The organism is Anaerostipes stercorihominis, from assembly GCF_057535655.1.
Genome location: NZ_BAAJCL010000002.1, coordinates 115,449 through 140,820 on the forward strand (window position 1 = coordinate 115,449; position 25,372 = coordinate 140,820).

At 41.4% G+C, this 25,372-nt stretch carries 23 protein-coding genes and 2 tRNA genes; all 25 read left to right on the forward strand.

What is annotated here, in order from left to right; genetic code table 11:
• Positions 1 to 40 precede the first annotated feature (40 nt).
• The 25 genes from scfB to prfA all read left to right on the forward strand — a co-directional run bounded on the left by scfB (position 41) and on the right by prfA (position 25,347).
• Positions 41 to 1,420, forward strand: coding sequence for a thioether cross-link-forming SCIFF peptide maturase (scfB, locus tag AC27EF_RS02680; RefSeq protein WP_487108680.1), 1,380 nt, complete (start codon positions 41 to 43; stop codon positions 1,418 to 1,420).
• Entirely contained in the window at positions 1,404 to 3,689 is a 2,286-nt protein-coding gene (gene secD, locus AC27EF_RS02685) for a protein translocase subunit SecD (protein WP_487108682.1), read from the forward strand. Before scfB ends, secD begins: the two co-directional genes overlap by 17 nt.
• Positions 3,690 to 3,750: 61 nt before the next feature.
• Positions 3,751 to 5,490 (forward strand): single-stranded-DNA-specific exonuclease RecJ, encoded by a 1,740-nt coding sequence (recJ, locus tag AC27EF_RS02690; protein ID WP_487108683.1) that lies wholly within the window; start codon positions 3,751 to 3,753, stop codon positions 5,488 to 5,490.
• Complete coding sequence (locus AC27EF_RS02695) at positions 5,483 to 6,313, forward strand: Cof-type HAD-IIB family hydrolase (protein ID WP_487108684.1); 831 nt, start codon at positions 5,483 to 5,485, stop codon at positions 6,311 to 6,313. The genes recJ and AC27EF_RS02695 overlap by 8 nt, the downstream gene beginning before the upstream one ends.
• 35 nt (positions 6,314 to 6,348) lie before the next feature.
• Positions 6,349 to 7,569 (forward strand): C39 family peptidase, encoded by a 1,221-nt coding sequence (locus AC27EF_RS02700; RefSeq protein WP_487108685.1) that lies wholly within the window; start codon positions 6,349 to 6,351, stop codon positions 7,567 to 7,569.
• A gap of 189 nt (positions 7,570 to 7,758) precedes the next feature.
• A tRNA-Val gene (locus AC27EF_RS02705) sits at positions 7,759 to 7,831 on the forward strand.
• A gap of 32 nt (positions 7,832 to 7,863) precedes the next feature.
• Positions 7,864 to 7,937 (forward strand) — tRNA-Met (locus AC27EF_RS02710).
• 210 nt (positions 7,938 to 8,147) lie between these two features.
• Positions 8,148 to 8,624 carry a 2-C-methyl-D-erythritol 2,4-cyclodiphosphate synthase gene (gene ispF, locus AC27EF_RS02715; protein ID WP_487108686.1) on the forward strand — a complete coding sequence of 159 codons (477 nt, stop codon included), beginning with the start codon at positions 8,148 to 8,150 and terminating at the stop codon, positions 8,622 to 8,624.
• 1 nt (position 8,625) lies between these two features.
• Positions 8,626 to 9,696, forward strand: a complete 1,071-nt coding sequence (locus AC27EF_RS02720) for a GNAT family N-acetyltransferase (protein WP_487108688.1) — start codon at positions 8,626 to 8,628, stop codon at positions 9,694 to 9,696.
• A gap of 3 nt (positions 9,697 to 9,699) precedes the next feature.
• Positions 9,700 to 11,292, forward strand: coding sequence for an MBL fold metallo-hydrolase RNA specificity domain-containing protein (locus AC27EF_RS02725; RefSeq protein WP_487108690.1), 1,593 nt, complete (start codon positions 9,700 to 9,702; stop codon positions 11,290 to 11,292).
• Between the two features lie 2 nt (positions 11,293 to 11,294).
• Positions 11,295 to 12,029, forward strand: a complete 735-nt coding sequence (locus tag AC27EF_RS02730) for a pseudouridine synthase (protein ID WP_487108691.1) — start codon at positions 11,295 to 11,297, stop codon at positions 12,027 to 12,029.
• Positions 12,030 to 12,039: 10 nt separating this feature from the next.
• A complete protein-coding gene (gene ligA / locus AC27EF_RS02735; RefSeq protein WP_487108980.1) occupies positions 12,040 to 13,977 on the forward strand; it encodes an NAD-dependent DNA ligase LigA in 1,938 nt (645 codons plus the stop codon).
• 75 nt (positions 13,978 to 14,052) lie between these two features.
• Positions 14,053 to 14,958 carry a homoserine O-succinyltransferase gene (locus AC27EF_RS02740; RefSeq protein ID WP_487108693.1) on the forward strand — a complete coding sequence of 302 codons (906 nt, stop codon included), beginning with the start codon at positions 14,053 to 14,055 and terminating at the stop codon, positions 14,956 to 14,958.
• 67 nt (positions 14,959 to 15,025) lie between these two features.
• Positions 15,026 to 15,820 (forward strand): Cof-type HAD-IIB family hydrolase, encoded by a 795-nt coding sequence (locus AC27EF_RS02745; RefSeq protein WP_487108694.1) that lies wholly within the window; start codon positions 15,026 to 15,028, stop codon positions 15,818 to 15,820.
• Entirely contained in the window at positions 15,814 to 16,509 is a 696-nt protein-coding gene (locus tag AC27EF_RS02750; RefSeq protein ID WP_487108695.1) for an HAD family hydrolase, read from the forward strand. The genes AC27EF_RS02745 and AC27EF_RS02750 overlap by 7 nt, the downstream gene beginning before the upstream one ends.
• Positions 16,499 to 17,740, forward strand: a complete 1,242-nt coding sequence (locus tag AC27EF_RS02755; RefSeq protein ID WP_487108696.1) for a bifunctional folylpolyglutamate synthase/dihydrofolate synthase — start codon at positions 16,499 to 16,501, stop codon at positions 17,738 to 17,740. The genes AC27EF_RS02750 and AC27EF_RS02755 overlap by 11 nt, the downstream gene beginning before the upstream one ends.
• On the forward strand, positions 17,727 to 18,923 hold the full coding sequence (locus AC27EF_RS02760; RefSeq protein WP_487108698.1) for a tetratricopeptide repeat protein: 1,197 nt from the start codon (positions 17,727 to 17,729) through the stop codon (positions 18,921 to 18,923). Before AC27EF_RS02755 ends, AC27EF_RS02760 begins: the two co-directional genes overlap by 14 nt.
• A 259-nt stretch (positions 18,924 to 19,182) precedes the next feature.
• The gene (locus tag AC27EF_RS02765; RefSeq protein WP_487108699.1) at positions 19,183 to 19,488 is read left to right on the forward strand and encodes an STAS domain-containing protein; all 306 of its coding nucleotides are present in this window, start codon (positions 19,183 to 19,185) and stop codon (positions 19,486 to 19,488) included.
• Between the two features lie 13 nt (positions 19,489 to 19,501).
• The gene (gene spoIIAB, locus AC27EF_RS02770) at positions 19,502 to 19,930 is read left to right on the forward strand and encodes an anti-sigma F factor (protein ID WP_487108700.1); all 429 of its coding nucleotides are present in this window, start codon (positions 19,502 to 19,504) and stop codon (positions 19,928 to 19,930) included.
• The gene (locus AC27EF_RS02775; protein ID WP_487108702.1) at positions 19,923 to 20,660 is read left to right on the forward strand and encodes a SigF/SigG family RNA polymerase sporulation sigma factor; all 738 of its coding nucleotides are present in this window, start codon (positions 19,923 to 19,925) and stop codon (positions 20,658 to 20,660) included. The genes spoIIAB and AC27EF_RS02775 overlap by 8 nt, the downstream gene beginning before the upstream one ends.
• Positions 20,661 to 20,800: 140 nt before the next feature.
• Positions 20,801 to 22,108, forward strand: a complete 1,308-nt coding sequence (rho, locus tag AC27EF_RS02780; RefSeq protein ID WP_487108703.1) for a transcription termination factor Rho — start codon at positions 20,801 to 20,803, stop codon at positions 22,106 to 22,108.
• Positions 22,109 to 22,241: 133 nt separating this feature from the next.
• Positions 22,242 to 22,442 carry a 50S ribosomal protein L31 gene (rpmE, locus tag AC27EF_RS02785; protein ID WP_008390552.1) on the forward strand — a complete coding sequence of 67 codons (201 nt, stop codon included), beginning with the start codon at positions 22,242 to 22,244 and terminating at the stop codon, positions 22,440 to 22,442.
• 65 nt (positions 22,443 to 22,507) lie between these two features.
• On the forward strand, positions 22,508 to 23,434 hold the full coding sequence (locus AC27EF_RS02790; protein ID WP_487108704.1) for a DUF1385 domain-containing protein: 927 nt from the start codon (positions 22,508 to 22,510) through the stop codon (positions 23,432 to 23,434).
• Positions 23,427 to 24,281 (forward strand): peptide chain release factor N(5)-glutamine methyltransferase, encoded by an 855-nt coding sequence (gene prmC / locus AC27EF_RS02795; protein WP_487108705.1) that lies wholly within the window; start codon positions 23,427 to 23,429, stop codon positions 24,279 to 24,281. The genes AC27EF_RS02790 and prmC overlap by 8 nt, the downstream gene beginning before the upstream one ends.
• Positions 24,274 to 25,347 (forward strand): peptide chain release factor 1, encoded by a 1,074-nt coding sequence (gene prfA / locus AC27EF_RS02800; protein ID WP_487108706.1) that lies wholly within the window; start codon positions 24,274 to 24,276, stop codon positions 25,345 to 25,347. Before prmC ends, prfA begins: the two co-directional genes overlap by 8 nt.
• The last annotated feature ends 25 nt before the right edge of the window (positions 25,348 to 25,372 follow it).

The following is a 25,372-nucleotide window of genomic DNA, read 5'->3' on the forward strand; positions in this document are numbered from 1 at the left end:
CTGGAATGATAAAGAAATACAAAAAAGGGAGAATGGAAACGTGGTTCACCAGTATAAAAATAATGGATATAATATGGTTCTTGATGTGGCCAGTGGATCGGTCCATGTGGTTGATGATTTAAGTTATGAAGTGATTGCATTGTATGAGAAGCTTACATTGAAAGAGATCGTAGAGCAGCTTTCCTCATGGGATGCAGATCACATCAAAGAGGCATATGAGGAAGTAACAGAGCTAAAAGAAGCGGGAGTTTTATTTACACAAGATTGTTATGAGGACTATATCTGTGAGTTTAAAGAGCGCCCGACGGTTGTAAAAGCATTATGCCTTCATATTGCACATGATTGTAATCTTGCCTGTAAATATTGTTTTGCAGAAGAAGGAGAATATAAAGGCAGAAGAGCATTAATGAGCGCGGAAGTGGGGAAAAAAGCACTGGATTTTCTTGTAAAAAGTTCCGGAAATCGAAGAAATCTGGAAGTGGATTTTTTTGGGGGCGAACCATTGATGAATTTTGACGTGGTCAAAGAAATCGTCGCGTACGGTCGATCTCTGGAGAAAGCTTATCACAAGAAATTTCGCTTTACATTGACAACCAACGGAGTTTTGTTAAATGATGAGATTATGGAATTTGCAAACCGGGAGATGGATAATGTTGTGTTAAGTGTGGACGGTCGGAAAGAAGTGCACGACTATATGCGTCCGTTCCGCAACGGGAAGGGAAGCTATGACTTTATTATTGATAAGTTCAAAAAGTTTGCAGACAGCCGCAATCAACAGAAATATTATGTGAGAGGAACCTTTACTCATCACAATTTGGATTTTTCAAACGATGTGCTTCATATGGCGGACGAGGGGTTTGAACAAATTTCTGTGGAACCGGTTGTGGCGCCGGATACAGAAGATTATGCCATTACGAAGGAGGATCTTCCGAAAATAATGGAAGAATATGACCGTTTGGCAAAAGAGATGATCCAACGAGAAAAAGAGGGCAGGGGTTTTACTTTTTTCCACTTTATGATTGATTTAACCGGAGGACCTTGTGTGGCAAAACGTTTGTCAGGATGCGGATCAGGAACAGAATATTTGGCAGTAACTCCGTGGGGGGATTTATATCCGTGCCATCAATTTGTGGGACAGGAAGAATTTTTGATGGGCGATGTCTGGAAGGGAATCCAAAAGCCCGAGATTGTAAAAGAATTTAAGACATGCAGTGTATATTCCAAAGACTCTTGTAAGGAATGCTTTGCCAGATTTTATTGCAGCGGAGGATGCAGTGCAAATTCATACAATTTCAACGGAACAATCAATGGAACTTATGAGATTGGCTGTGAGTTGGAGAGAAAGAGAGTGGAATGTGCATTGATGGTAAAAGCTGCATTAGCGCTGGAAAAGGAGACACAAGATGAAGAAGCAGAATAAAAGCTGCAAATATATTGCAGGTTTGGTTTTATTGATTGTGCTCTGTGTATTCGGAGTCTTTATTGCCGCAAAGGGAATTACCAAACAGAAAATCGGACGGGTGAGCAACATTGAATTAGGCTTGGATCTTGCCGGAGGAGTCAGCATTACTTATGAGGTAGAAGGGAAAAATGTTTCAGACAGTGATATTGACGATACTGTCTATAAACTTCAAAAGCGTGTGGAGGGATACAGTACCGAAGCAGAAGTATACCGTCAGGGCAGCAACCGGATCAACATTGAGATTCCGGGAGTGACGGATGCCGATAAAATTTTAGATGAGCTTGGAAAACCCGGAACGCTCACCTTTGCAGTACCGAAGGAAGTAAAAGTAAAGAAAAATGGAAAGACAACGACGCAGACACAAATTGATACTATTTTAACCGGAAAAAATGTGAAGCAGGCAAAAGCTGTGACAAATCAAAATCAGACGACGGGGAAAAAAGAGTATCTGGTCGCTTTAGAGTTTGACACAAAGGGTACGAAGGCTTTTGCAAAAGCAACAAAGGAAAACATTGGGAAGCCGATTTATATTATTTATGACAATCAGATTATAAGTGCGCCAAATGTTCAGGAGGCTATTACCAAAGGTGAGTGTACAATTGATGGGATGGAAAGTTTTGAGGCAGCGGAAAATCTGGCATCCTCCATCCGGATTGGTTCGCTTCCGGTGGAATTGAAAGAGCTTCGCTCTAATGTAGTATCTGCAAAGCTTGGAGTCAATGCCATTGAATCAACCGTCAAAGCAGGGGTTATCGGATTTGTGATTGTATGTGTGATTATGATAGTCTTTTATGCGGTGCCGGGAATGATTGCATGTGTGGCGCTGGCTGTTTATATGCTGATGACGCTCCTTGCATTAAACGGATTTAATGCAACCTTGACGCTCCCCGGTCTGGCAGGTATCGTTCTTGGAATCGGAATGGCGGTAGATGCCAATGTGATTATCTATGCCAGAATTCAGGAGGAAATTGCAGTCGGAAAGAGTGTGGCAGCAGCGATTAGGGCAGGCTTTTCCAAGGCGGCTTCGGCTATTGTGGATGGGAATGTGACAACCTTGATTGCTGTGGTTGTTTTGTGGATCAAAGGGTCGGGAACTGTCAAGGGATTTGCCCAGACTCTTGGAATGAGTGTGCTGATCTCAATGTTCACGGCGTTGGTCATCAGCCGTTTTCTTGTATGCACAGCCTATCATTTTGGACTGCGAAATCCAAAATGGTATGGAAAACTCAGAAAGATAAAAACAAGAGATTTCGTCGGTGCTGGGAAGAAATATGTGGTCATTGCGGGGGTCATTGTGATTGCAGGTCTTGTTGCTTTGCCATTTAATAAAGGAAAAACAGGGTCCATTTTAAATTATGATTTGGAGTTTTCGGGAGGAACTGCTTCCACAATTACCTTTCGCAGTCAACAAAAAGTAGATGACGATCTGGAAAAGAAGGTTGTCTCAGCCTATGAAAAGGTCAGCAAATCAGCATCGGTGCAGAGTCAGAAAGTAAAGGCTACAAATCAGATGGTGATCAAGAGTGTGGAATTGAATCTGAAACAAAGAGAACAGATCGAAAAAACAATGAAGAAGTATGGCGCCAAATCTGTGACCACGGAAAATATCAGTTCTACCATCAGCAGTGAGATGCAGAGAGACGCCTTCATTTCCGTAGCGATTTCAGCGGTTTGTATGTTAATCTATATTGCAATTCGGTTTAAAGATATGAAATTTGGGTCCAGTGCCATTATAGCGCTGCTAAACGACGTACTTCTTGTCTTTGCCGCATACTCCATCGGCAGATTATCAGTGGGAGGTACTTTTATTGCATGTATGCTGACAATTATAGGGTATTCGATTAACTCTACCATTATTATTTTTGACCGCATTCGCGAAAGGATGAGGACAGCCAAAACGGCAGATTTCAGAGTGCTGGTCAATGAAAGTATTGCACATACGCTGGTTCGTACAATCAATACTACATTGACAACCTTTGTAATGGTATTTGTACTATTTTTGATGGGAGTATCTTCACTGCGGGAATTTGCACTGACATTAATGGTCGGAGTGATTGGCGGCGCATTTTCTTCTGTATTTTTGACGGGTCCGCTCTGGTATTTGATGAAGAGCGGGTTTGGAAAAAGGCAAAAGAGTATGGAGGCGAGGGAGACAGAAGTTATGTTAGAGCAGCCGCAAAACTCAAAGGAAAAACCCAAGAGAAAGAAAAAGAAGAAAAGAAAGTAATACAGAAAAGAGTATTCAGAAATTATGCTGGGTACTCTTTTTCTGAAAGATGGAGAGAACAATGGAACAGTGGTATCTATATCAGAAAAAGGCTGATTTTCAGAAAATCGGCAATACATTTCATATTGATCCTGTCACTGCGCGTCTGATTCGCAATCGGGATATTATAGGAGACGAGAAAATTTATGAATATCTGCATGGAAGTCTGGAGGATATTTCCGATCCCTTTGAAATGGCCGGCGTAAAAGAAGGCGTTATGATTTTAAGAAAAAAGATACAGGAGAAGAAAAAAATAAGGATTATCTCAGATTATGATGTGGACGGAGTCGTATCAAATTATATTCTATGGAAAGCCATTCATGAGGTTGGGGGAACGGTTGATTTCAAAATTCCCAACCGAATGAGAGACGGATATGGGATCAATGAAAATCTCATATGCAGGGCAGTATCAGACGGAATCGACACAGTTCTTACCTGCGATAATGGGATTGCAGCGAAAGAAGCTGTGGAGTTTGGAAAAGCTCAGGGGCTTACTATGATCGTTACAGATCATCACGATGTGCCGTTTTTAGAACAGGAGGATGGAAAAAGAGAAGAGATTCTTCCGCCGGCGGACGTGGTGATCAATCCCAAGCAGGAGAAATGCAGATATCCATATCCTCTGTTGTGCGGGGCAGGAGTTGCGTTTCAGCTGATGCGGGCATTGTATCAAGAATTGAAAGCAGATCAACGTATTTTGGAAGAGCTGTTGGCGCCCTTGGCCATTGCAACAGTATGTGATGTGGTGGATTTAACGGGAGAAAATCGAATCTTTGTGAAAGAGGGGCTAAAAAGAATCAAGAATACAGAAATTATTGGATTGAAGGCTTTACTGAATGCATACCAACTGGGAAATCAAAACATTCAATCCTATGATTTGGGATTTCGCATTGGACCTTGCATCAATGCCAGCGGGAGATTGGATTCAGCAGAGAGAGCGTTAAATTTATTTTTGGAGACAGATCCGGACAGGGCGGCGCAGACGGCGGAAGAATTAAAAGAGTTAAATGATCAGCGAAAAGCGATGACGGAAAACGGGGTGAAAGCCGGAATGAAACAAGCCTTGTTTTATGAGGCAAGAGGTGACAAGGTTCTGGTTTTATACTTGCCGGACTGCCATGAAAGTATTGCAGGCATTATTGCAGGAAGGGTGAAGGATCGGCTTCATCATCCGGTGTTTGTGCTGACAGATGCCAGAGAGGGAATCAAAGGTTCCGGACGTTCCATCGAACAATATTCTATGTTTGAAGAAATGTTGAAAATTCAGGAAGTTTTCACGAAATTTGGGGGACACCCCATGGCTGCAGGATGTTCCCTGGAGAGAGAAAAGCTGTCAGAATTCCGGGAAAAGGTGAATGCAAATTGTCGGCTGAAGCCTGAGGATTTTGTCCATAAGGTACATATTGATATCAACATGCCCATTGATTATATTTCCAAAGAACTCATTCAGGAGCTTTCTGTTTTGGAGCCATTTGGAAAAGAAAATGTAAAACCTCTTTTTGCCCATAAGAAATTAAAGGTGGAGAAGGTTCAGGTTTTTGGGAAACACAAAAATGTGATCAAATTATCATTGAGGAGTAGCCAAGGCACCCGTATTGATGGTATGATTTTCGAGGAAGAAGACCGTTTTCGAGAAAATATGGGGACGAAGAAGTATATAACATGTACTTATTATCCGGTTCTCAATGAATTTCAGGGATATGAGAGTCTTCAGATTCAAATACAAAATTACTTTTTTACGGAGGAAGAAAAAAATGGGTGATATTCGGTTGGTTGCAATGGACTTGGATCATACGTTGTTAAATGATGATAAGAAAATTTCAAAATATACAGAGCGTGTCCTTCGGGAGGCAATGAACAGTGGGGTTTTTATTGTACCTGCCACGGGCAGAATTTTTAAATCAATTCCCGGATTTATAAGAGATATGGAGGGAGTTCGCTATGCACTGTGCTGCAATGGAGCGACAGTATATGACAAAGATGAAGATGAGATTCTCTATACCAATCATCTTTCAGAACAAACAGTTTTTGATATTTTTGATATTTTAGAAAAGTATCATTGTACCCATGATATTTATCAAAATGGGCAGGGATATATGGAACCGAGATTTTTAGATCATTTGCCGGAATACGGAGTTTTCAATCATACCTATGATCTGGTAAAAGACACAAGGCTTCCGGTAGAGAATCTAAGGGAGTACATTCATAAAAATCCTTTGGGGATTGAAAAGATCAGCAGCTTTTTTGATGATATGAAGGTCCGAAAAGCTGCGTTTGAGGAGCTTTGTGAGAAAAATATTGCCAGTGTATCCAGTTCATTGTCAAATAATATAGAAATCAATCAATTTGGCTGTGATAAGGGGGACGGATTGATGCATCTGGCAGAGCATTTGGGCATTCCAATGAGCCAGGTTATGGCATGCGGAGATGCAGGAAATGACACAAAAATGATTGAGGCGGCTGGAATTGGGGTTGTTATGGAAAACGGAATGGAAGAATTGAAAAAAATTGCAGATTTTATTACAAAAACAAATAATGAGGATGGGGTTGCCTATGCGATCGAAAAACTTGTATTGGATGAGTAGATAAAACATTCTCTGGGATGGAAGGGGAGATCAGAATGAGGGAAATATGCAAAGTGACAGCTGTACTGGTTTTTTATGTGATAGTATTTTTAAGTCCGGGTTCAAAAGTGCAGGCAGAATATGGCGGCAGGCAGGAACAAGCTGTTTTGCAAACAACAGAGTGTGACAATGCTGCAGCGCAAACAACAGCTTCCACCGAACAATCGGAGCATCAGACCACAGAAACGGCAGTGCAGACACAAACAAAAGAGAAATTCCCGATTTCTAAAAAGAAAGTAGAAATTGATCAAAAAAAGCGGAACACTCACAGTAAATCCTCAAAGGGAAAAACAGCAAAAAGGAGGAAAGACAGTAAAAAGAAAACAAACAAGTCACAAATCATACCCAAAATTTATCATCGCCAAAATATAAAAATGCAAGATCAAAAAGAAAGAATAGGGAATTTTGTATACTTTAATCAGGCAGATGCCGTTTGGAATGACAATGGCTATCAAATAAAAAGCAGCGGATGCGGACCGACGGCTATGGCGTTATGTATTTCTTCTCTGACCAAATGCTGGGTAACACCGGTTGATGCGGCAATGTGGGCATATGATCATGGCTATTATAGTGCGGAAGGAGCCGCGCATGAAATGATTCCTGCTTTGGCAAAACGGTATCAGCTGGAATGTAAGGGGCTTGGAAGGAATGTCAGTAAAATCCGGGCGGCGTTAAAAAAAGGACATCCGGTGGTTGCTCTGATGGGACCGGGATATTTTACAAAAAAAGGGCATTTTATTGTTTTCATTGAAGTGGATGAAAAAGATCAAGTTACTGTGGCAGATGTGGGAAGCAGGAAGAGGTCTCGATTTCAATATTCTCTGAGAGACGTGACAGAACAGACGAAATCAGCTTCTGCAGGCGGACCATGCTGGGAACTGTTCAGGAGAAAAAAAGAGAAAAAGAAACAGCAGCAAAAGGAATTTGCGACAAAGGTTTCATCACCAGCTTTTCAAAAAATGTATGCGGATATTAAATCTGTACTTCAGAAAAACTATCCTCTGAAAATTCCGTTAAAAAAAGGAAGCTTGGTTTATGAACCACAGTTTGTGACAATTGGTTCCCTGGATATTAACGATACTGTTTCTGTTATGGATCAGCGGAATCGACTGAAGTCGGATATAAAATTAGAAAAAGTTGTGGAAGAGATTGAGACAAAGGCAGTGAAAGGATCTTTTTGGAATACGGTGACGATTCTTCAATGTCAGAAAAAGTAAAGGGAGTGACCTTGATCACCGGAAGTTCCAAAGGCACATTCCGGGATTGTAAGCGGCTGCCAAGGTCTCGGGCAAGCCCGGACTTTGGCTCATCGCTGCCACAAAGAAAAAAATGAAAAAAGGTGTTGACATTTGTTTTAAGAAGTAGTATATTATTATTTGTCGCGAGGCAAGAGCGGCACAGAGAACGGGATCATAGCTCAGCTGGGAGAGCATCTGCCTTACAAGCAGAGGGTCACAGGTTCGAGCCCTGTTGGTCCCATTTTCATGGGAAACCATGATTCATACATATATGGCGATGTAGCTCAGTTGGCTAGAGCATACGGTTCATACCCGTAGTGTCAGCAGTTCGAATCTGCTCATCGCTACTATAGTTGGGCGTATTCTGATAGGAATACGCTTTTTTCTTTTGGCAGGAAATTTTGAAAAAGTTCCTGTCAGACAAAAAGGTTCGCGGGGATATACACCGCGTGCAGAGAAAGGCAGCATCGGCGCCCTCAAAGATTCCTAGATATTGGGAGTTCTCCGTTTTGTTCTAAGGGCAGTCGTGGTATAATAAAAGAAAAAGGAGAATTACAATGCGAATTGGAATGGGTTATGATGTTCACCGATTAGTGGAAGGCAGAGATTTGATCTTGGGCGGAGTTTTGATTCCTTATGAAAAAGGTTTGCTGGGGCATTCCGATGCGGACGTATTGCTCCATGCAATTTCAGACGCATTGCTGGGGGCGGCGGCTCTTGGAGATATTGGACGCCATTTTCCAGACACAGATCCTGCGTTTCATAATGCAGACAGTCTGAAATTATTGGAAAAAGTTGTAGAATTGATAGAGGGAGCAGGATATCAAGTTGGAAATGTCGATGCAACGGTGGTTGCTCAAAAACCAAAACTGCTGAATTATATTCCTGAAATGAGAGAAAATATTAGCAGAGTTTTGAAAGTCCAGGCAGAGCAAGTCAATGTTAAAGCCACAACGGAGGAACATTTGGGATTTACCGGAGAAGGACTTGGAATCAGCGCTCAGGCTGTTTGTCTTTTAATAGAAAGGGATTAAGATGGAGATTGTATATCAAAAAGATAAAGCTTCGGAAAAGATCCGGAGAATGTATCAAGAAATTTTTCAGGATCCGGAACCTTTTGCAGACTATTATTTTCAGCATGTTTATCCGCAAAATCAAGTACTTCTCGCATGTCATGGAAAAGAATTTCAGGGAATGATACATTTAAATCCCTATCAGGTGAGTCTGTCAGGCAAAAAATACTGTTTAAATTATATTGTTGCGGTGGCAGTGCAGGAACAATACCGGCGGCAGGGGATTATGTCGAAGATGCTTGTGAAAAGTCTTGAGGATATGTATAAAAAACGTCAGCCGTTTACGTATTTGATGCCGGCGAATAAGGCTTATTATGAGCCGTTTCAGTTTGTATTTATTATGAATTGGAAGGAAACCAAGCTTTGGGGAAGCGAAGAATCAGTGTCCGGAGAGATTTCTGTACTGAAGGAAGAAGAATATCCTGAGGCCTCGTTATTTTTATGTGAAAGATTAAAAAAATACGGAGTTTATACGATTCCTGACGAGGATTATTTAAAGCAGAAAAAACAAGAATGTGAGAGCGGTGGAGGAGAACTTTATAAATTTCGTGAAAAAGAACAGATTTTGGGAATTTTTGCAGAAACCATAGACGGGGATGGAGTGTCCATCACTTGGGCATTTTCTAAAAAACCAGAGAGAATGCTGAAAAAAATTCAGGAACGTTATTGCGGGCAAAAAATTGAGATTACAGGGGGGGATCTTTGTGATGGGAAAGAGATTCCGAAAATTATGGCAAGAATTGTATGTCTGGAAGTGTGGGGGGAGTTTCTCAAAGGCAGGAAGGATTTTGATTTTTGTCTGAACGTGGAAGATCCATGGGTGAAGGAAAATGAGGGAGTTTTTCGGTTTCAATGCCGCGAACATAGAATTGCCATTACGCCTGAGCCGAAAACTGCGTGTGAGGAAAAGATTGGAATTGATGAGCTGACGCAGATCTTTTTCGGCTATCAAACAGAGGAGCTTCTAAAAAAATATCCATATCTTGCGGAGGTTGTACCAGTGGGTCCAGTTTATATTTCAGAGGAGGTATAAATTATGAAAATAATGTTTATCGGAGCAGATCATGAAGTTACCGGAAGCTGTCATTATGTGGAAGCCTGCGGGAAAAGGTTTCTTGTGGATTATGGAATGGAGCAGGGATTGAACGTTTATGAAAACGCAGAACTTCCGGTGAGTCCGGGAAAGCTGGATTTCATTTTGCTGACCCATGCTCACATTGATCATTCCGGAATGATTCCTTTATTATACGCGAGAGGATTTCGAGGACAGATTTTTGCAACAAGTGCGACTACCGATCTATGTCAGATTATGCTTCGCGATAGTGCTCATATACAGGAATTTGAGGCAGAATGGAAAAACCGTAAGGCCAGACGGTCCGGAAAGCCGGAGGTCGTTCCGGTTTATACGATGAATGACGCCGTGAATGTTATGGAATATTTTGTGAAATGTTCCTACGATCAAAAAATTTCAGTGGCAGACGGAATTTCTGTCCGGTTCACAGATATTGGGCATTTACTGGGATCTTCCAGTATTGAGGTGTGGCTGGAAGAGGAAGATGTTCAAAAAAAATTGGTTTTTTCCGGTGATGTGGGAAATATAAATCAGCCTTTAATTAAAGATCCCAATTATACAAAACAGGCAGATTACGTCATTGTAGAATCTACTTACGGAGACCGTTTTCATGGAAAGAAACAAGATTATGTCAGTGAGCTGTCACGGGTAATTCAAGAAACCTTTGATCGGGGAGGGAATGTAGTTGTACCTTCGTTTGCCGTAGGAAGAACGCAGGAACTTCTATACTATATTCGACAGATCAAGGCAGAAAACAGAATTAAAAATCATGGAGATTTTAAAGTGATTGTGGACAGTCCTCTGGCGGTGGAGGCAACCAAAATTTTTAATCAGGATGTGGAAGAAACTTATGATGAAGAAGCGATGGAGTTGGTAAGACAGGGAATTAATCCGATCACATTTTCCAACCTTCAGCTATCGATAACTACAGAAGAATCCAAAGCAATTAATTTTGAACCGGGTCCGAAAGTTATTATTTCCGCATCCGGAATGTGTGAAGCTGGAAGAATTCGGCATCACTTAAAGCATAATCTTTGGAAATCCGAAAATACAATTGTGTTTGTGGGATATCAGGCATACGGGACGCTTGGAAGAGCTTTGGTGGAAGGCGTCAAGCAGGTCAGACTTTTTGGAGAAACCATTAAGGTTGAAGCGGATATTGTACGTCTGGAAGGATTGAGCGGTCATGCGGATAAAAATGGATTGTTAAAGTGGATACAACATTTTGAGAAAAAACCGGAACAGATTTTTGTAGTGCATGGAGAGGATGCAGTTTGCGAGTTGTTTTCAGAATGCTTGAGAGAACAGTATGATTTTTGTGCCAGAGCGCCATATAGCGGCGATGTATTTGATCTGGCGCTGGGGCAGTGGACGCAGTGGGGATCAAGAAAACTTGTGAAGAAGAAAAAGCCGCAGGCAAGCAGTGCATATGTCAGATTGAAATCAGCGGGAGATCGTCTGTTGTCTGTCATCGAGCATAACGAGGGCGGAACCAACAAGGATTTGGGGAAATTTGCAGATCAGATTTTGGCTCTCTGTGATAAATGGGAAAGATAGCGATGGAAGAAAGAAGACGAAAAACAGAAGAAGCAGTAAGGATTAATAAGTATTTAAGCCAGGCGGGAATATGCTCCAGAAGACAGGCGGACCGTTTAGTTCAGGAGCAGAGAGTGGCTGTTGACGGTGTGATTGCCGTCAGCGGAACCAAAGTATTCTGCGGTCAGACAGTTACGTTGGATGGAAAGCCGGTAAAGATTCAGAAAGATCTGATCTTTCTGGCTTTTCATAAGCCGAGAGGGATTGTTTGTACGGCGAGCAAGGCGGAGAAAGATAATATTATAGATTATATAGATTATCCTTTGAGAATTTATCCTGTAGGACGACTGGATAAAGATTCACAGGGGCTGATTTTGCTGACCAATGATGGAGAAGCCGCCAATCAAATCATGAAAGCGCGCAATTACCATGAAAAGGAATATGAAGTCACCGTTCACAAAAGAATTACCAATGAATTTTTGCAGAAGATGAGAGAACCGATGCATTTGGATGAGATCGGGGCGGTGACACGCAGATGTAAAGTAAAAAAAGAAGGACCCAATCAATTTCGGATTATTTTAACACAGGGGCTCAATCGACAAATCAGAAGAATGTGCGAAGCGCTTGGATATCGGGTTACAAAGCTGAAAAGAGTCCGGGTTATGAATATTCGATTGGGAGATTTAAAAGAGGGAACCTATCGAAACTTAACGCCGGGAGAACTTCGGGAGTTAAAAAAGGAGCTGGAATGTGAATAGTTTAGACCGAATGAAAGAATTAATACAGATATTAAATGAGGCTGGGCAGGCATATTATCAAGAAAATCGTGAGATCATCAGCAATTTAGAATATGATAAACTGTATGATGAGCTGTTGGAACTGGAAAAGGAGTCAAAGACGGTTCTGTCCAATAGCCCAACGATTCATGTGGGATATGAATTGATGACGGCGCTGGAGAAAGAGACACATCCGTCTTTGATGCTGTCTCTGGATAAAACGAAGGATGCAGGAGAATTGGGGACATGGCTTCAGGGGCATGACGGGCTTCTTTCGTGGAAACTGGATGGACTTACCATTGTGATGACCTATGAAAACGGAGAACTTCAAAAAGCCGTTACCAGAGGAAACGGAGAAGTCGGGGAGGTTGTCACAAATAATGCAAAGGTATTCGTTAATATTCCCAGAAAAATTTCTTATGAGGGAAGACTGGTGATCCGTGGAGAAGCGGTGATTCCGTATTCTGTTTTTTACAAAATGAATGAGGAGATTGAAGATGTAGATAGCCAGTATAAGAATCCAAGAAATCTGTGCAGCGGTTCTGTTCGTCAGTTGAACAATGAGATTACAGCAAAGAGAAATGTGCATTTTTACGGTTTCAGCATAGGTGATGTGGAGGGAGTGGAATTCCATAATTCGCTGGAGGAAAAAATTCTCTGGGCAAAGAATCTGGGATTCGACATGGCAGAGTATGTTCGGGTAGATGAGACCTCTGTTTTGGAAGCTGTGGAGCGATTTGCCGAAAAAATCGAAACCTTTGATTTGCCATCCGACGGGCTTGTTTTGACCTACGATGATATAGCTTACGGAAAGAGTCTCGGAAGGACCGCAAAATTTCCAAAAGATTCCATTGCTTTGAAGTGGGCAGATGAAACTGCAGTAACAAAACTTACAGACATTGAGTGGAGTCCGTCAAGGACGGGATTGATTAATCCTGTGGCAATTTTTGATCCGGTGGAATTGGAAGGCACCACGGTCAGCAGAGCAAGCCTTCACAATCTCAGTGTGATGGAAGAGTTAGAATTGGGAATCAATGATGAAATTAAGGTGTATAAAGCAAATATGATTATTCCGCAAGTGGCAGAGAATCTGACAAGGAGTGGAAAGATTGAGATTCCGGAGGTTTGTCCGGCATGCGGAGGCAAAACGGAGATGGCGGAAGATCACGGCATCAAAACGCTTGTCTGTCCCAATAGATTTTGCAGTGCGAAAAAGATAAAATCTTTTTCACATTTTGTATCGAGAGATGCCATGAATGTAGATGGATTGTCAGAAGCAACCTTGAAAAAAATGATTGATCGCGGATTGTTAAAGGAGCTTTATGATCTTTTTACATTAAAAGATCATAAAGAAGAAATTTTAGAGTTGGACGGATTTGGAGAGAAATCCTATGACAATTTAATTTGTGCCATTGAAGCTGCAAGGCAGGTGCCTTTGGCTAATTTTATCTATAGTCTTGGAATTCCAAATGTGGGGCTTTCCAATGCAAAGCTGATCTGCCGCCATTTTGAAGATGATTTTTCAAGGGTCCGAAAGGCAGAGGTGGAAGACTTTACTGCGATTGATCAGATTGGTCCTATGATTGGGGAGGCGATGGTATCCTATTTCAATACATCGCATCGACGGGAGATGTTAGATCGCTTGCTGACTTATATTCAGTTTGAGACAAAAGAAGAGGATGCAAAAGAGCAGATTTTAGAAGGAAAAACGTTTGTTGTCACGGGCTCGCTCAATCATTTTGAGAATCGCAAACAATTAAAAGACGAGATAGAACAGCTTGGAGGAAAAGTTACAGGTTCGGTTTCAAAGAAAACAGATTATCTAATTAATAATGATAAGGCTTCCACTTCATCAAAAAATAAAAAAGCAAAAGAACTGCAGATACCGATTTTGAGCGAAGAAGATTTCTTGGAGATGATCAAAAAATAAAGAATAGATTGCATAAAAAGAACAAGCATTTTATAATTTTCAGATAAGGAATGAACAGGAAAGGAGATTTGGCATATGCCGATTCGAATAGATAGCGATTTGCCTGCAAGGGCAATTTTAGAGGAAGAAAATGTTTTTGTTATGGATAAAGAAAGGGCATGTACGCAGGATATCCGTCCTCTGCGGATTGCAATACTAAATTTAATGCCCAACAAACTGGATACGGAGTTGCATTTGCTCCGCAGTCTCTCCAATACGCCTCTGCAGCTGGATATTACATTCTTACAAACAGAGTCCTATGTTCCAACCCATGTGCCGGAATCACATTTGCAAAAATTTTATCATTATTTTTCGGAAATTCGGGATAAAAAGTTCGATGGTTTGATTATCACAGGTGCTCCGGTAGAGTTAAAAGAATTTGAAGATGTAGATTATTGGGAGGAAGTCGCAGAAATTATGGAGTGGTCAAAGAAACATGTGACATCAACGCTTCATATTTGTTGGGCAGCGCAGGCGGGACTTTATTATCACTATGGAATTAAAAAGCACATTTTGGATAAAAAGGTTTCGGGGGTTTACCCGCATTATCCTTTACATAATAAGCTGCCGATTATTCGGGGATTTGACGATAAGTTCTTTGTGCCCCATTCTCGAAATACAGGGGTGGACGGAGATGCAATCCGTCAAAATAAAGAATTGATTATTGCGGCAGAGTCCGATGAGACGGGACCGTATATTATTTTAAATCAAAAAGGAAGTCAGATTTTTGTGACAGGTCATCCGGAATATGATGTCATGTCACTTCATCTGGAGTATATGAGAGATTTAAAAAGGGGATTAAATCCTGATCTTCCGAAAAACTATTATAAAGACGATGATCCCCGGAAAGGTCCGGTGAAATCGTGGAGATGCCATGCCAATGCAATGTATTATAATTGGCTTAATTACTACGTTTACCAAGTAACTCCGTACGAATTATAATAAACTTCTGAGCAAGGTGTATTTTGCCGGTGCGAAGTACCGGCGGCAGAAAGAAAGAGGAAAACAGATGATAAAATTAATTGCAACAGATATTGATGGTACATTGGTAGAAGACGGAACATTAAATTTGAATCCGGAATACTTTGATGTGATTCGTCAATTGAGAAGTAGAGGTGTCTTGGTGCTTGCGGCAAGCGGAAGACAGAGGGCAAGCATTGAAAAAGTATTTACACCGGTTTTAGAAGAAATGAGTTTTATTTCAGAAAACGGAACATGTATTTATTCCAAGGATTATCAATATGTAGATGAAATTCAGCCGGAGGTTGTAAAGGCTTATTTGGATGATGCCAGAAAATTTGCCGGCTGCGAGGTTGGAATCAATCAGGATAATATGGGATACTTTGAGAACCTTGGAATTTACCAGCATTTGGTGAACGATTATGGATATCGGGGAAAGCTTGTGGATAACATTTCAAAATATGCCCAAAATGTGTGCAAAATCAGTATCTTTCATCACAATAATGCAGAAAAAGCGGTGGGAAGGCAGTTTATTGAAAGCTGGAATCGCATTATGCATGTGACAGTGTCCGGAAAAATGTGGGTAGATTGTTCCAACAAAGGAGTGACCAAAGGGTCTGCACTGAAGCATTTTCAGGAACAATATGGAATTTCACCGGATGAAACGCTGGCATTTGGAGACAATATCAATGACATCGAGATGCTGCATCAGGCAAGCCACAGCTTTGCAGTGGCAAACGCAAGAGATGAGGTGAAAGAGGCAGCCAACTTCATGACAGCTTCCAACAAAGAGGACGGGGTTTTGCAGGTTTTAAAGGCGGTTCTGAGAGGTGAATTATGTTAAAAGCAGTGATTTTTGATATGGACGGAGTGATTGTAGATTCGGAGCCAAGTTATTTTTACGCTTCAAATGCCGTACTGAAAAAATATGGGAAGGTGTGGAAAAAGGAGCAATTTGAACAGTTCTTTGGAACATCGTCTTATCAAACGTGGAAGACAATTCTGGAGAGGACAGGGCTCACTCACTTGTCAGTAGAAGAATGCGTAAAAGAAATGGGACGGGAAAGACAAAAATTAATTGATCGAGAGGGATATCAGCCAATTGACGGAACCATTTCTTTGATGAAAGAACTGCACAAGAAAAATGTGAAAATGGCAATTGCATCTTCTTCCGGGAGAAAAGAAATTGAAAGAGTGACAGAAGCTATGGGGATTGGAAAATATTTTCAACATTTTGCATCGGGAGTCGATGAGTGTGAAAATGCAAAACCATTTCCGGATGTCTTTTTATTAGCGGCAGCGAGACTTTCCATTGAGCCGAAGGACTGTCTGGTGATTGAGGATTCTGACAATGGTGTGAAAGCCGCGAAACGGGCGGGGATGCAGGTCATAGGTTTTCAGAATTTAGAGTTTGGAAATCAAAAGTTAACAGAAGCAGATTATATTGTAAATACTATGAGAGATATTGATTTTAACTTGTGCAAAAAGATAGCGCAGTTACAAAATCAGAGGATGGAAGATCATGACATATAAAGAATCTGTGAAATATTTGCACCATGTCGCAGGATTCGGCAAAAAAACACCGCCGGATCGTATAAAATATTTTTTGAGCTGTCTCGGAAATCCTCAGGAGCATTTAAAATTTATTCATGTTGCAGGGACTAATGGGAAAGGGTCTGTTTGTGGCTTTTTGGAAGCTGTTTTGGAGGCTCATAATGTACATACGGGCATCTTTACCTCTCCGCACCTGCTTCGGATCAATGAGAGAATTCATGTAAATGGGAAAGATGTTTCGGATGAGGTCTTTGCGAGAGCATGCAGTCAGGTGAAACAAGTGGTTGACAGGGCAGCAAAAGGCGGAGCAGAATCTCCATCTTTTTTTGAAATTTTATTTTTTATGGCGCTGCTGATTTTTCGGGAAGAGCAGCTGGACGTCTGCGTGATGGAAACCGGAATGGGAGGAAGATATGATGCTACCAATGTGATTGTTCCGGAAGTCAGCATTATTACATCCATTAGTTATGACCATATGGAGTTTCTGGGGAATACACTTGGCGAAATTGCGGCGCACAAAGCAGGGATTATCAAAGATCATGTACCGGTCATAAGCGCGAGTCAGGTACCGGAGGTGCAAACTGTTCTCAGAGCAGAGGCAAAGGCGCATGGCGCCTGTTTTCAGTGTGTTTCTGAAGATAATCTTAATTTTCAAGAAAAACATGGAAAATATATTGATTTTTTAAATGCCAGTGCGTATGATAAGAAGAGGAATGTGAGAAGAAATATTGCCGGAGATTTCCAGAAAGAGAATGTTGCATTGGCGATCCATGCTGCACGGCTTGTTTATCCGGAAATCGGGGATGGGCAGATTTATCAGGCATTGAGAAAGGTAAAGATTTCGGGACGGATGGAAGAAATTGCGCCCGGAATTGTAATTGATGTTGCACATAATGTTCAGGGAATCGAAGCTTTTGTAAAAACAGCTGAAAAGTATTTTCCCGGAAAGAAAAGAATTTTATTTGCAGCATCTCATAAACATGAAGAAGAGTACATGAAAAGCATTCTGAAAAAGCTCCCGGGAATTATACAGTTTGATACGGTATCCATTCGGGGGAGAAGGATTGATCCATATGAGTTTGAGAGTGTTTTTCGGCAGATGATAGATCGTTCAGGTAAAGAAGATGTCTGTTTTGTTGTAGGATCTTTTTATCTGGCAGGGATGGCGAAAGAATTGATAAGTCAGGAGGAAGAAGATGTTAGATTTTAACGAAGAATTGGAGAAATTTCAGCCGTGTGCGGATTTGGAAGAAGCAGAAGAGAATATTTACGGATCGGAATTAGAAGAAATCAGAAAGAATAAAACGGAACTTTATAAAGCCAATCAAATGATTAAAAAATATAATCAGGCATTAAATTATGCCAAACAGGGAAATGATGATCTGGCAATGCTGCAGCTGAAGAATGTTGTGGCAGCAATTCCGAACTTTGTGGATGCATATCTTTTGATGGCTTTGTTATCCATAAAAGGAGATAATCTGGAAGCTGCCCGCAGCTTTTTGGATACCATTTTAACAATTGATCCGGAAAATGAATCTGCAAAGGAATATAAGAAGGAATTTGATTTTCCTCAGGAGACGGAAGCGCCGGCAGAAAACGATGAAGCAGAGAAAAAGAAAAAAGAGAAAAAACCGGCAAAACAGGTTTCTGAGACTCCGAAAAAGAAATCAGGAAATCCTTTTCACGTTTCTTCCATCCAGGAAAATACTTCCGGAAAAGGACCGATGTTTTATATGGTTACCGGAATTGTCATCGGCGTCATTGTCGCTGCTGTGCTGATCTATCCTACGGTTCGCGCAAGTTTTAATCACAAAAACTCTTCTCAGGTGGAGGATTATAAAGAACAGATTTTGGCGAAAGATACTCAGTTAAAATCCAATGAGAAAAAAATTAAGGAAGCACAGGCCGCTCAGAAAAAAGCGGAAGATGAGTTGGAAGAATATGTGGGAACCAGCAAAAAAGACGGTATTTATGATCTTTTGTTAAAGGCTCTTCAGGAATACAGTGATCGAAATTATACGGAATCTGCGGTGGCTTTGCTGGATATTGATCGGGATAAGCTGACAACAAAGAACATGAAAAGTATTTATGATGACCTGAAGACAAAAGTGTATCCAAATGCCCGTTCCGGATTATACACCAAAGGAAAGAGCGCTTATTACGCTAAAGATTACAAAACTGCAATTTCCTATTTGAAGAAAGCAATTGAAGTCAGCGATACAGATGTCTATGCATATAATTTCCTTGCGCAGTCTTATGAGGCTTCCGGAGATGAAAAGAATGCAAAGAAAACGTATGAGACAATTATTAAAAAGTTCCCATCTACCAGTAGCGCAAGAACTGCACAAAGCAAGATTGACGCGATGGGAGAAAAAACTGCAAAAAATTTATAAACGAATCGGAACGAAGACCGGTGTAAACGGTTTTTGTTTCAGAAAATATTACGATACAAAAGATAAAAGAAGGAAGATGGAAAGCCGCCGTCTTCCTCTCTTTTATCTTTTTTTAATAGCGATGAGTCAAAATCCGGGCTTGCCCGGGACTTTGGCGTCCGCTTGCAATCCCGGAATGTGCCTTTTGACACTTCCGGTGATTTTGTTTCATTGGAACAAAAGGATAGGAACTAAAAACAAATAGAGAAGGAGAAATAGAATGGCAACAGAATATCAGGTAGAGAACCGAACATTATATATCAAATTAGATGGAGAGTTGGATCACCATCTGGCAGAAAAGGTGAAACACCAGTGTGAGATTATTTTAAAATCTTATCCGATTAAGGATATTGAATTTGATTTTGCAAAATCAGAGTTTATGGATAGTTCGGGAGTCGGGATGATTCTTGGAAGATATAAACAAGTACAGCCGATGGGAGGATGCGTATCGGTAAGTCATATGAATGATTCTATCAAAAGAATTGCACATATGGCAGGACTGCACCAAATTATCAGAGAAAAATAAAGGGAGGATAAAGATGATACATTTGGAATTTAACAGCGAATCAGAAAATGAGGGAATTGCGAGAGTGGTGACGGCGGCATATATGATGAAGTTTGATCCCACCGTGGAAGAGATGGCAGATGTAAAAACAGCAGTCTCGGAAGCCGTAACCAATAGTATTGTACATGCTTATCGAGATACAAACGGAGTCATTCAGCTGGATTTATCCGATGACGGAGCAGTATTAAAAATTGTAATCAAGGATCACGGGGTGGGAATTCCCGATATTCCAAAGGCGATGGAACCGATGTTTACCACAAAGCCGGAAGAGGAAAGGACCGGAATGGGATTTTCTTTTATGGAAGCTTTTATGGATACTGTGGAAGTTAAGTCGGTGGTTGGAAAGGGAACAAAGATTGTGATGACCAAGGTCATTGGAGGAAATAAGAAGCTCCATGGATGACACAAGGGAACTGCTACAGCTTACCAAAGAAGGAGATGAGACTGCAAGAGAGAAATTGGTTCTGGATAACATGGGATTAATATGGAGCGTAGTGAAACGATTTTCCAATCGCGGATACGATCCGGAGGATTTGTTTCAAATTGGCAGCATCGGACTCATGAAAGCAATTGATAAATTCGATTTAAGCTATGATGTAAGATTTTCAACCTATGCGGTTCCGATGATTACAGGAGAAATCAAAAGATTTTTAAGAGATGACGGAATGATTAAGGTCAGCCGTTCCTTAAAAGAAAATGCTTATAAAATTCAGCAGGCGCGGGAAGCTTTTTCTATGGAGCATCAAAGAGAGGCCACCATGGAGGAGATTTGCCAGGCAACGAAACTGGCAAGAGAAGAAATTGTAGTGGCTCTTGAAGCAAATAAAGATGTGGAATCTCTTCATCAGCCGACCTATCAGGGAGATGGAAGAGAAATTCTTTTAATGGAAAAGCTGCCGAAGGAGGAAAATGAAGAAGAAACAGTGCTGAATCATGTGCTGTTGGAGGAATCTTTCAAATGTTTAACGAGAGAAGAGCAGCAAATGATTCATTACCGCTATTTTTCAGGCAAGACCCAGCAGGAGATCGCGAAATTGCTTCATATTTCTCAGGTACAGGTCTCCAGAATGGAAAAAAAGATTCTTCGGAAACTTCGAGAACAAATTCTTGGACATTCAGGGGAAATGTGTTAATATAATTATATGATGTTGGAGTCAAAAGAACTTTTGGACTCCGGCAGTCATACTATTTCAAGTCTAATCAACAAAATCTCGAGGACAAGGATCGTACAATTCTTGAATTCATTTATTTCCCCAGAATAAAGGAGAAGAATATGACATATGAGGAAAAATCGGTAATGGAACTGCGTGAAATTGCCAAAGAACAGAAAATTACAGGAATTTCTGCGCTGAAAAAGAAGGAATTAATCGAAGTATTAGAAAAATATGACAGAGAACAGAAAGAAAAGAAACAGCCTGCAAAGGAGTTTCCTAAAAATATACAAAGTCTGGACAGCGGGCAAAAAGCAAATGGAATCTTAGAAGTGATGCCGGATGGATATGGATTTATTCGCTGTGAAAATTATTTGCCAGGAGATAATGATATTTACGTATCACCTGCACAGATTCGCAAATTTAATTTAAAAACCGGAGATATTTTATCGGGAGCCATTCGGATTAAGACGCAGAGTGAGAAGTTCAGCGCCCTGTTGTTTGTGGAATCAGTCAACGGATATGCTCCGGGAGCGGCGGCAAAGAGAAAACATTTTGAAGATCTGACGCCGATCTTTCCCAATGAGAGACTGAGAATGGAAAGAGAAAATTCTTCTATTTCCATGCGGATGGTGGACCTTTTATCACCGGTTGGGAAAGGTCAGAGGGGGATGATTGTGTCCCCGCCAAAAACGGGAAAGACCACTTTGCTAAAACAGGTAGCGCAGAGTATCAGTTCCAATTATAAGGATATTCGACTGATCGTACTGTTGATTGACGAGCGACCGGAGGAAGTGACAGATTTTAAAGAGTCCATGGAAGGAAAAAATGTAGAAGTGATCTATTCTACATTTGATGAATTGCCGGAGCATCATAAAAGGGTATCAGAAATGGTATTGGAGAGGGCGAAACGTCTGGTGGAGCATAAGGAAGATGTGGTGATTTTACTGGACAGTATTACACGTCTGGCAAGAGCCTACAATTTAACAGTTCCGCCCAGCGGCCGCACCTTGACAGGGGGATTGGATCCTGCCGCATTGTATATGCCGAAAAAATTTTTTGGCGCAGCCAGAAATATGAGGGAAGGCGGCAGCCTTACGATTCTGGCAACGGCCCTTGTGGAGACCGGAAGTAAGATGGATGATGTTATTTTTGAAGAGTTTAAGGGAACCGGAAATATGGAAATTGTTCTGAATCGAAGATTGTCTGAGAAGAGAATTTTTCCTGCGGTTGATATTGCAAAATCCAGCACCAGAAGAGAGGAGCTGCTGCTTCGGAAAGAAGAACGGGATGTTGTCAGCGCCCTTCACAAGGAACTGGCAGGCAATCGATCCGATGAATTTTTGGAACAGATGCTGGATTTATTTAAAAGAACCAAGAACAATCGGGAGTTTATTGAGCTGACCAGACGATCTTTATTGAGAAAATAAAAAAATATTTGCATTCTTTGGTCGGGTATGGTAGAATAAAAAAGCTGTTTATAAAAACAACAAGTGACGAAAGTCAAAGTATGTAGATGTTGGCAAAATCCAACAAAGTTTATTATTAGAAGAGGTGAAAAACATGCGTGAAGGAATCCATCCAAATTATTATCAGGCAAAAGTAGTATGCAACTGTGGAAATGAATTTGTAACAGGATCTACAAAGGAAGATATCCACGTGGAAATCTGCTCTAAGTGTCATTCATTCTACACAGGTCAGCAGAAAGCTACACAGGCTCGTGGACGTATTGATAAGTTCAATCGTAAATATGGTGTCAAGTAGAAAAGTTAGGAATCAGGTTGAGGTTATCATAAATCTCAGCCTTTTCTTTTTATAAGGAGAGTGTTATGGCGGTGCGCATTGGCGGGCAGGCAGTGATGGAAGGCGTTATGATGAAAAATATGGATCGTTATGCGGTTTCTGTCAGAAAGCCCGATGGGGAAATCGAGACAAAGGTAGAAAATTGTGTAAGTTTTACACAGAAGTATCCGGTATTTCAACTGCCGGTTTTCAGAGGAATGGTTAATTTTGTGGAATCTATGGTCATCGGTATGAAGACGTTAAATTATTCTGCAGGCTTTGTGGAGGAGGAAGAAGCCGGAAAATTAGATCAGATTGCAGAAAAATGGATGGGAGAGAAAGGTGAGAAAGTCGTAATGACATTGGTATTGATCGCATCTCTGGTGATCTCCATCGGTTTGTTTATGGTTTTGCCTTATCTGGCATCGGAATTTTTGGGGCAATGGGTGCAGAATCCATATCTTATTTTAGTTGTGGAGGGGCTGATCCGAATTGGAATATTTCTTGGCTATATTGTGTTGATTTCTCATATGGAAGAAATACGCAGAGTATTTATGTACCATGGCGCAGAGCATAAAACAATCAATTGCCTGGAAGCGGGAGAGGATCTGACGCCGGAAAATATAAAAAAGTATTCCAGACTGCATAAGCGATGCGGAACCAGTTTCCTGTTGATTGTGATGATCATCAGCATGGTGTTCTTCTTTTTCATTCGGGCGGACGCTATCTGGCTTAGGATCGTACTGCGTTTATTGTTTCTTCCGCTGGTGGCTGGGGTATCCTATGAGCTGATCCGTCTGGCGGGAAATAGCAGCCATCCGCTGGTGCAGCTGTTCAGTAAACCGGGGTTGTGCCTTCAGAAATTGACAACCAGGGAGCCGGATGCTGCGATGATTGAAGTTGCCATTGCATCGGTGGAAGGTGTTTTTGATTGGAGAGATTATCTTCGCGAGGAACGTAAAAAGGATGAATAGAAGAGAATGGGTCCTGTATGGACAAAAAATATTAGAAGAACAACAGATTGACAATGCTTCCGGTGAAGCGTGGTATTTATTTTCCCATTGTTTTCAGCTGAGCCGGGAAGACTATTTGTTTGGGATGACACAAGAGGTGGAAGAAGGAGAAGCACTGAAACGGTATCAGGAGATGCTGAAAAAGCGTGTAGAGCAGAGAATCCCACTTCAATATCTTCTGGAAACTCAGGAATTTATGGGATATTCTTTTTGGGTGACTCCGGATGTATTAATTCCGAGACAGGATACAGAAATTGTGCTGGAAGAGGTCATGAATGAGAGAATTCATCCAGAGAGTATTTTGGATTTATGTACCGGTTCCGGGTGTATTGCAATTAGTTTGGCGCTGCAGATGAACCCCAGGATTTGTGTGGGAACGGATATCAGTGAAAAAGCGCTGAACGTCGCAAAAGTCAATGGTAAAAATCTTGCGCCTATGGTAGAATTTATTCAAAGTGATCTTTTTGAACATGTGACGGGAACCTATGATCTTATCATTTCCAATCCTCCGTATATAAAAAGCAGAGAGTGTCTTAAACTGATGCCGGAAGTGAAAAATCATGAGCCGATGCTGGCTTTGGACGGGAAAGAAGACGGACTTTATTTTTACAGAAAGATAATCAAAAACGCTGCAGGGTATTTAAATTCTGGGGGAATGCTGGCTTTTGAAATCGGATGGGATCAGGGAGAGGATGTCTCGGATTTGATGCGAAAAGCAGGGTTTCAAAATGTGGCGGTGAAAAAAGATCTTGCCGGACTGGATCGTCTGGTGTTCGGATACTTTAGAGAAGGAGAGAAAGATGTTTGATAGATTAGAAAGTTTAGTGGATCGACTGGATACGGTATTACAGGAATTAAATGATCCGGATGTGGCATCCAATCAGAACCGGTTCCGCGATCTTATGAGAGAACAGAATGATTTAACTCCAATTGTGGAAAAATATAAGGAGTACAAGTCAGAAAAACAAAACGTGGAAGACAGTTTGGAGATGTTGGAGGAAGAGACCGACGAGGAGATGAAGGAACTGGCAAAAGAGGAGCTGGCAGAATCCAAGGCAAATATCGAGCGACTGGAGAATGAATTAAAGATTTTGCTGATTCCAAAGGATCCGATGGATGATAAAAATATCATTGTGGAGATGCGTGCCGGAGCCGGCGGCGATGAAGCGGGGCTGTTTGTTGCTGACGTGGCTCGGATGTATCGAAGCTATGCGGAGGGACGCAGATGGAAGGTGAATACGCTCAGTTTTAACGAGAGCGGCATCGGAGGATTTAAGGAGCTGGTATTTATGGTATCCGGTCAGGGAGCCTACTCAAGATTCAAATATGAAAGCGGAGTTCACCGCGTTCAGAGGATTCCAGCGACAGAGTCCGGCGGAAGGATTCATACGTCGACCATTACTGTGGCAATTATGCCGGAGGTGGAAGATGTGGAAGTTGAGATTGATATGAATGACTGTAAATTTGACGTATTCCGTGCATCTGGAAATGGCGGACAGTGTGTCAATACAACAGACTCTGCGGTTCGATTAACTCATATTCCAACGGGAATTGTCGTATCCTGTCAGGACGAAAAGTCACAGTTAAAGAATAAAGATAAAGCATTAAAGGTTTTGCGTTCCCGTCTATATGAATTGGAACAGCAAAAGGCCCACGATGAAGAAGCTGCAAAGCGAAAAAGTCAGATTGGGACCGGAGACCGTTCCGAAAAGATTCGTACGTACAATTATCCTCAGGGGCGTGTAACAGACCACAGGATCAAACTGACTCTGCATAAGCTGGATTCCATTATGAATGGAGATCTGGACGAACTCATTGATAGTCTGACTGCGGCTGATCAGGCCGCCAAGCTCAGTAATATGGAGCAGGATTAAGAAAACAAAACATGGATGATCAGGG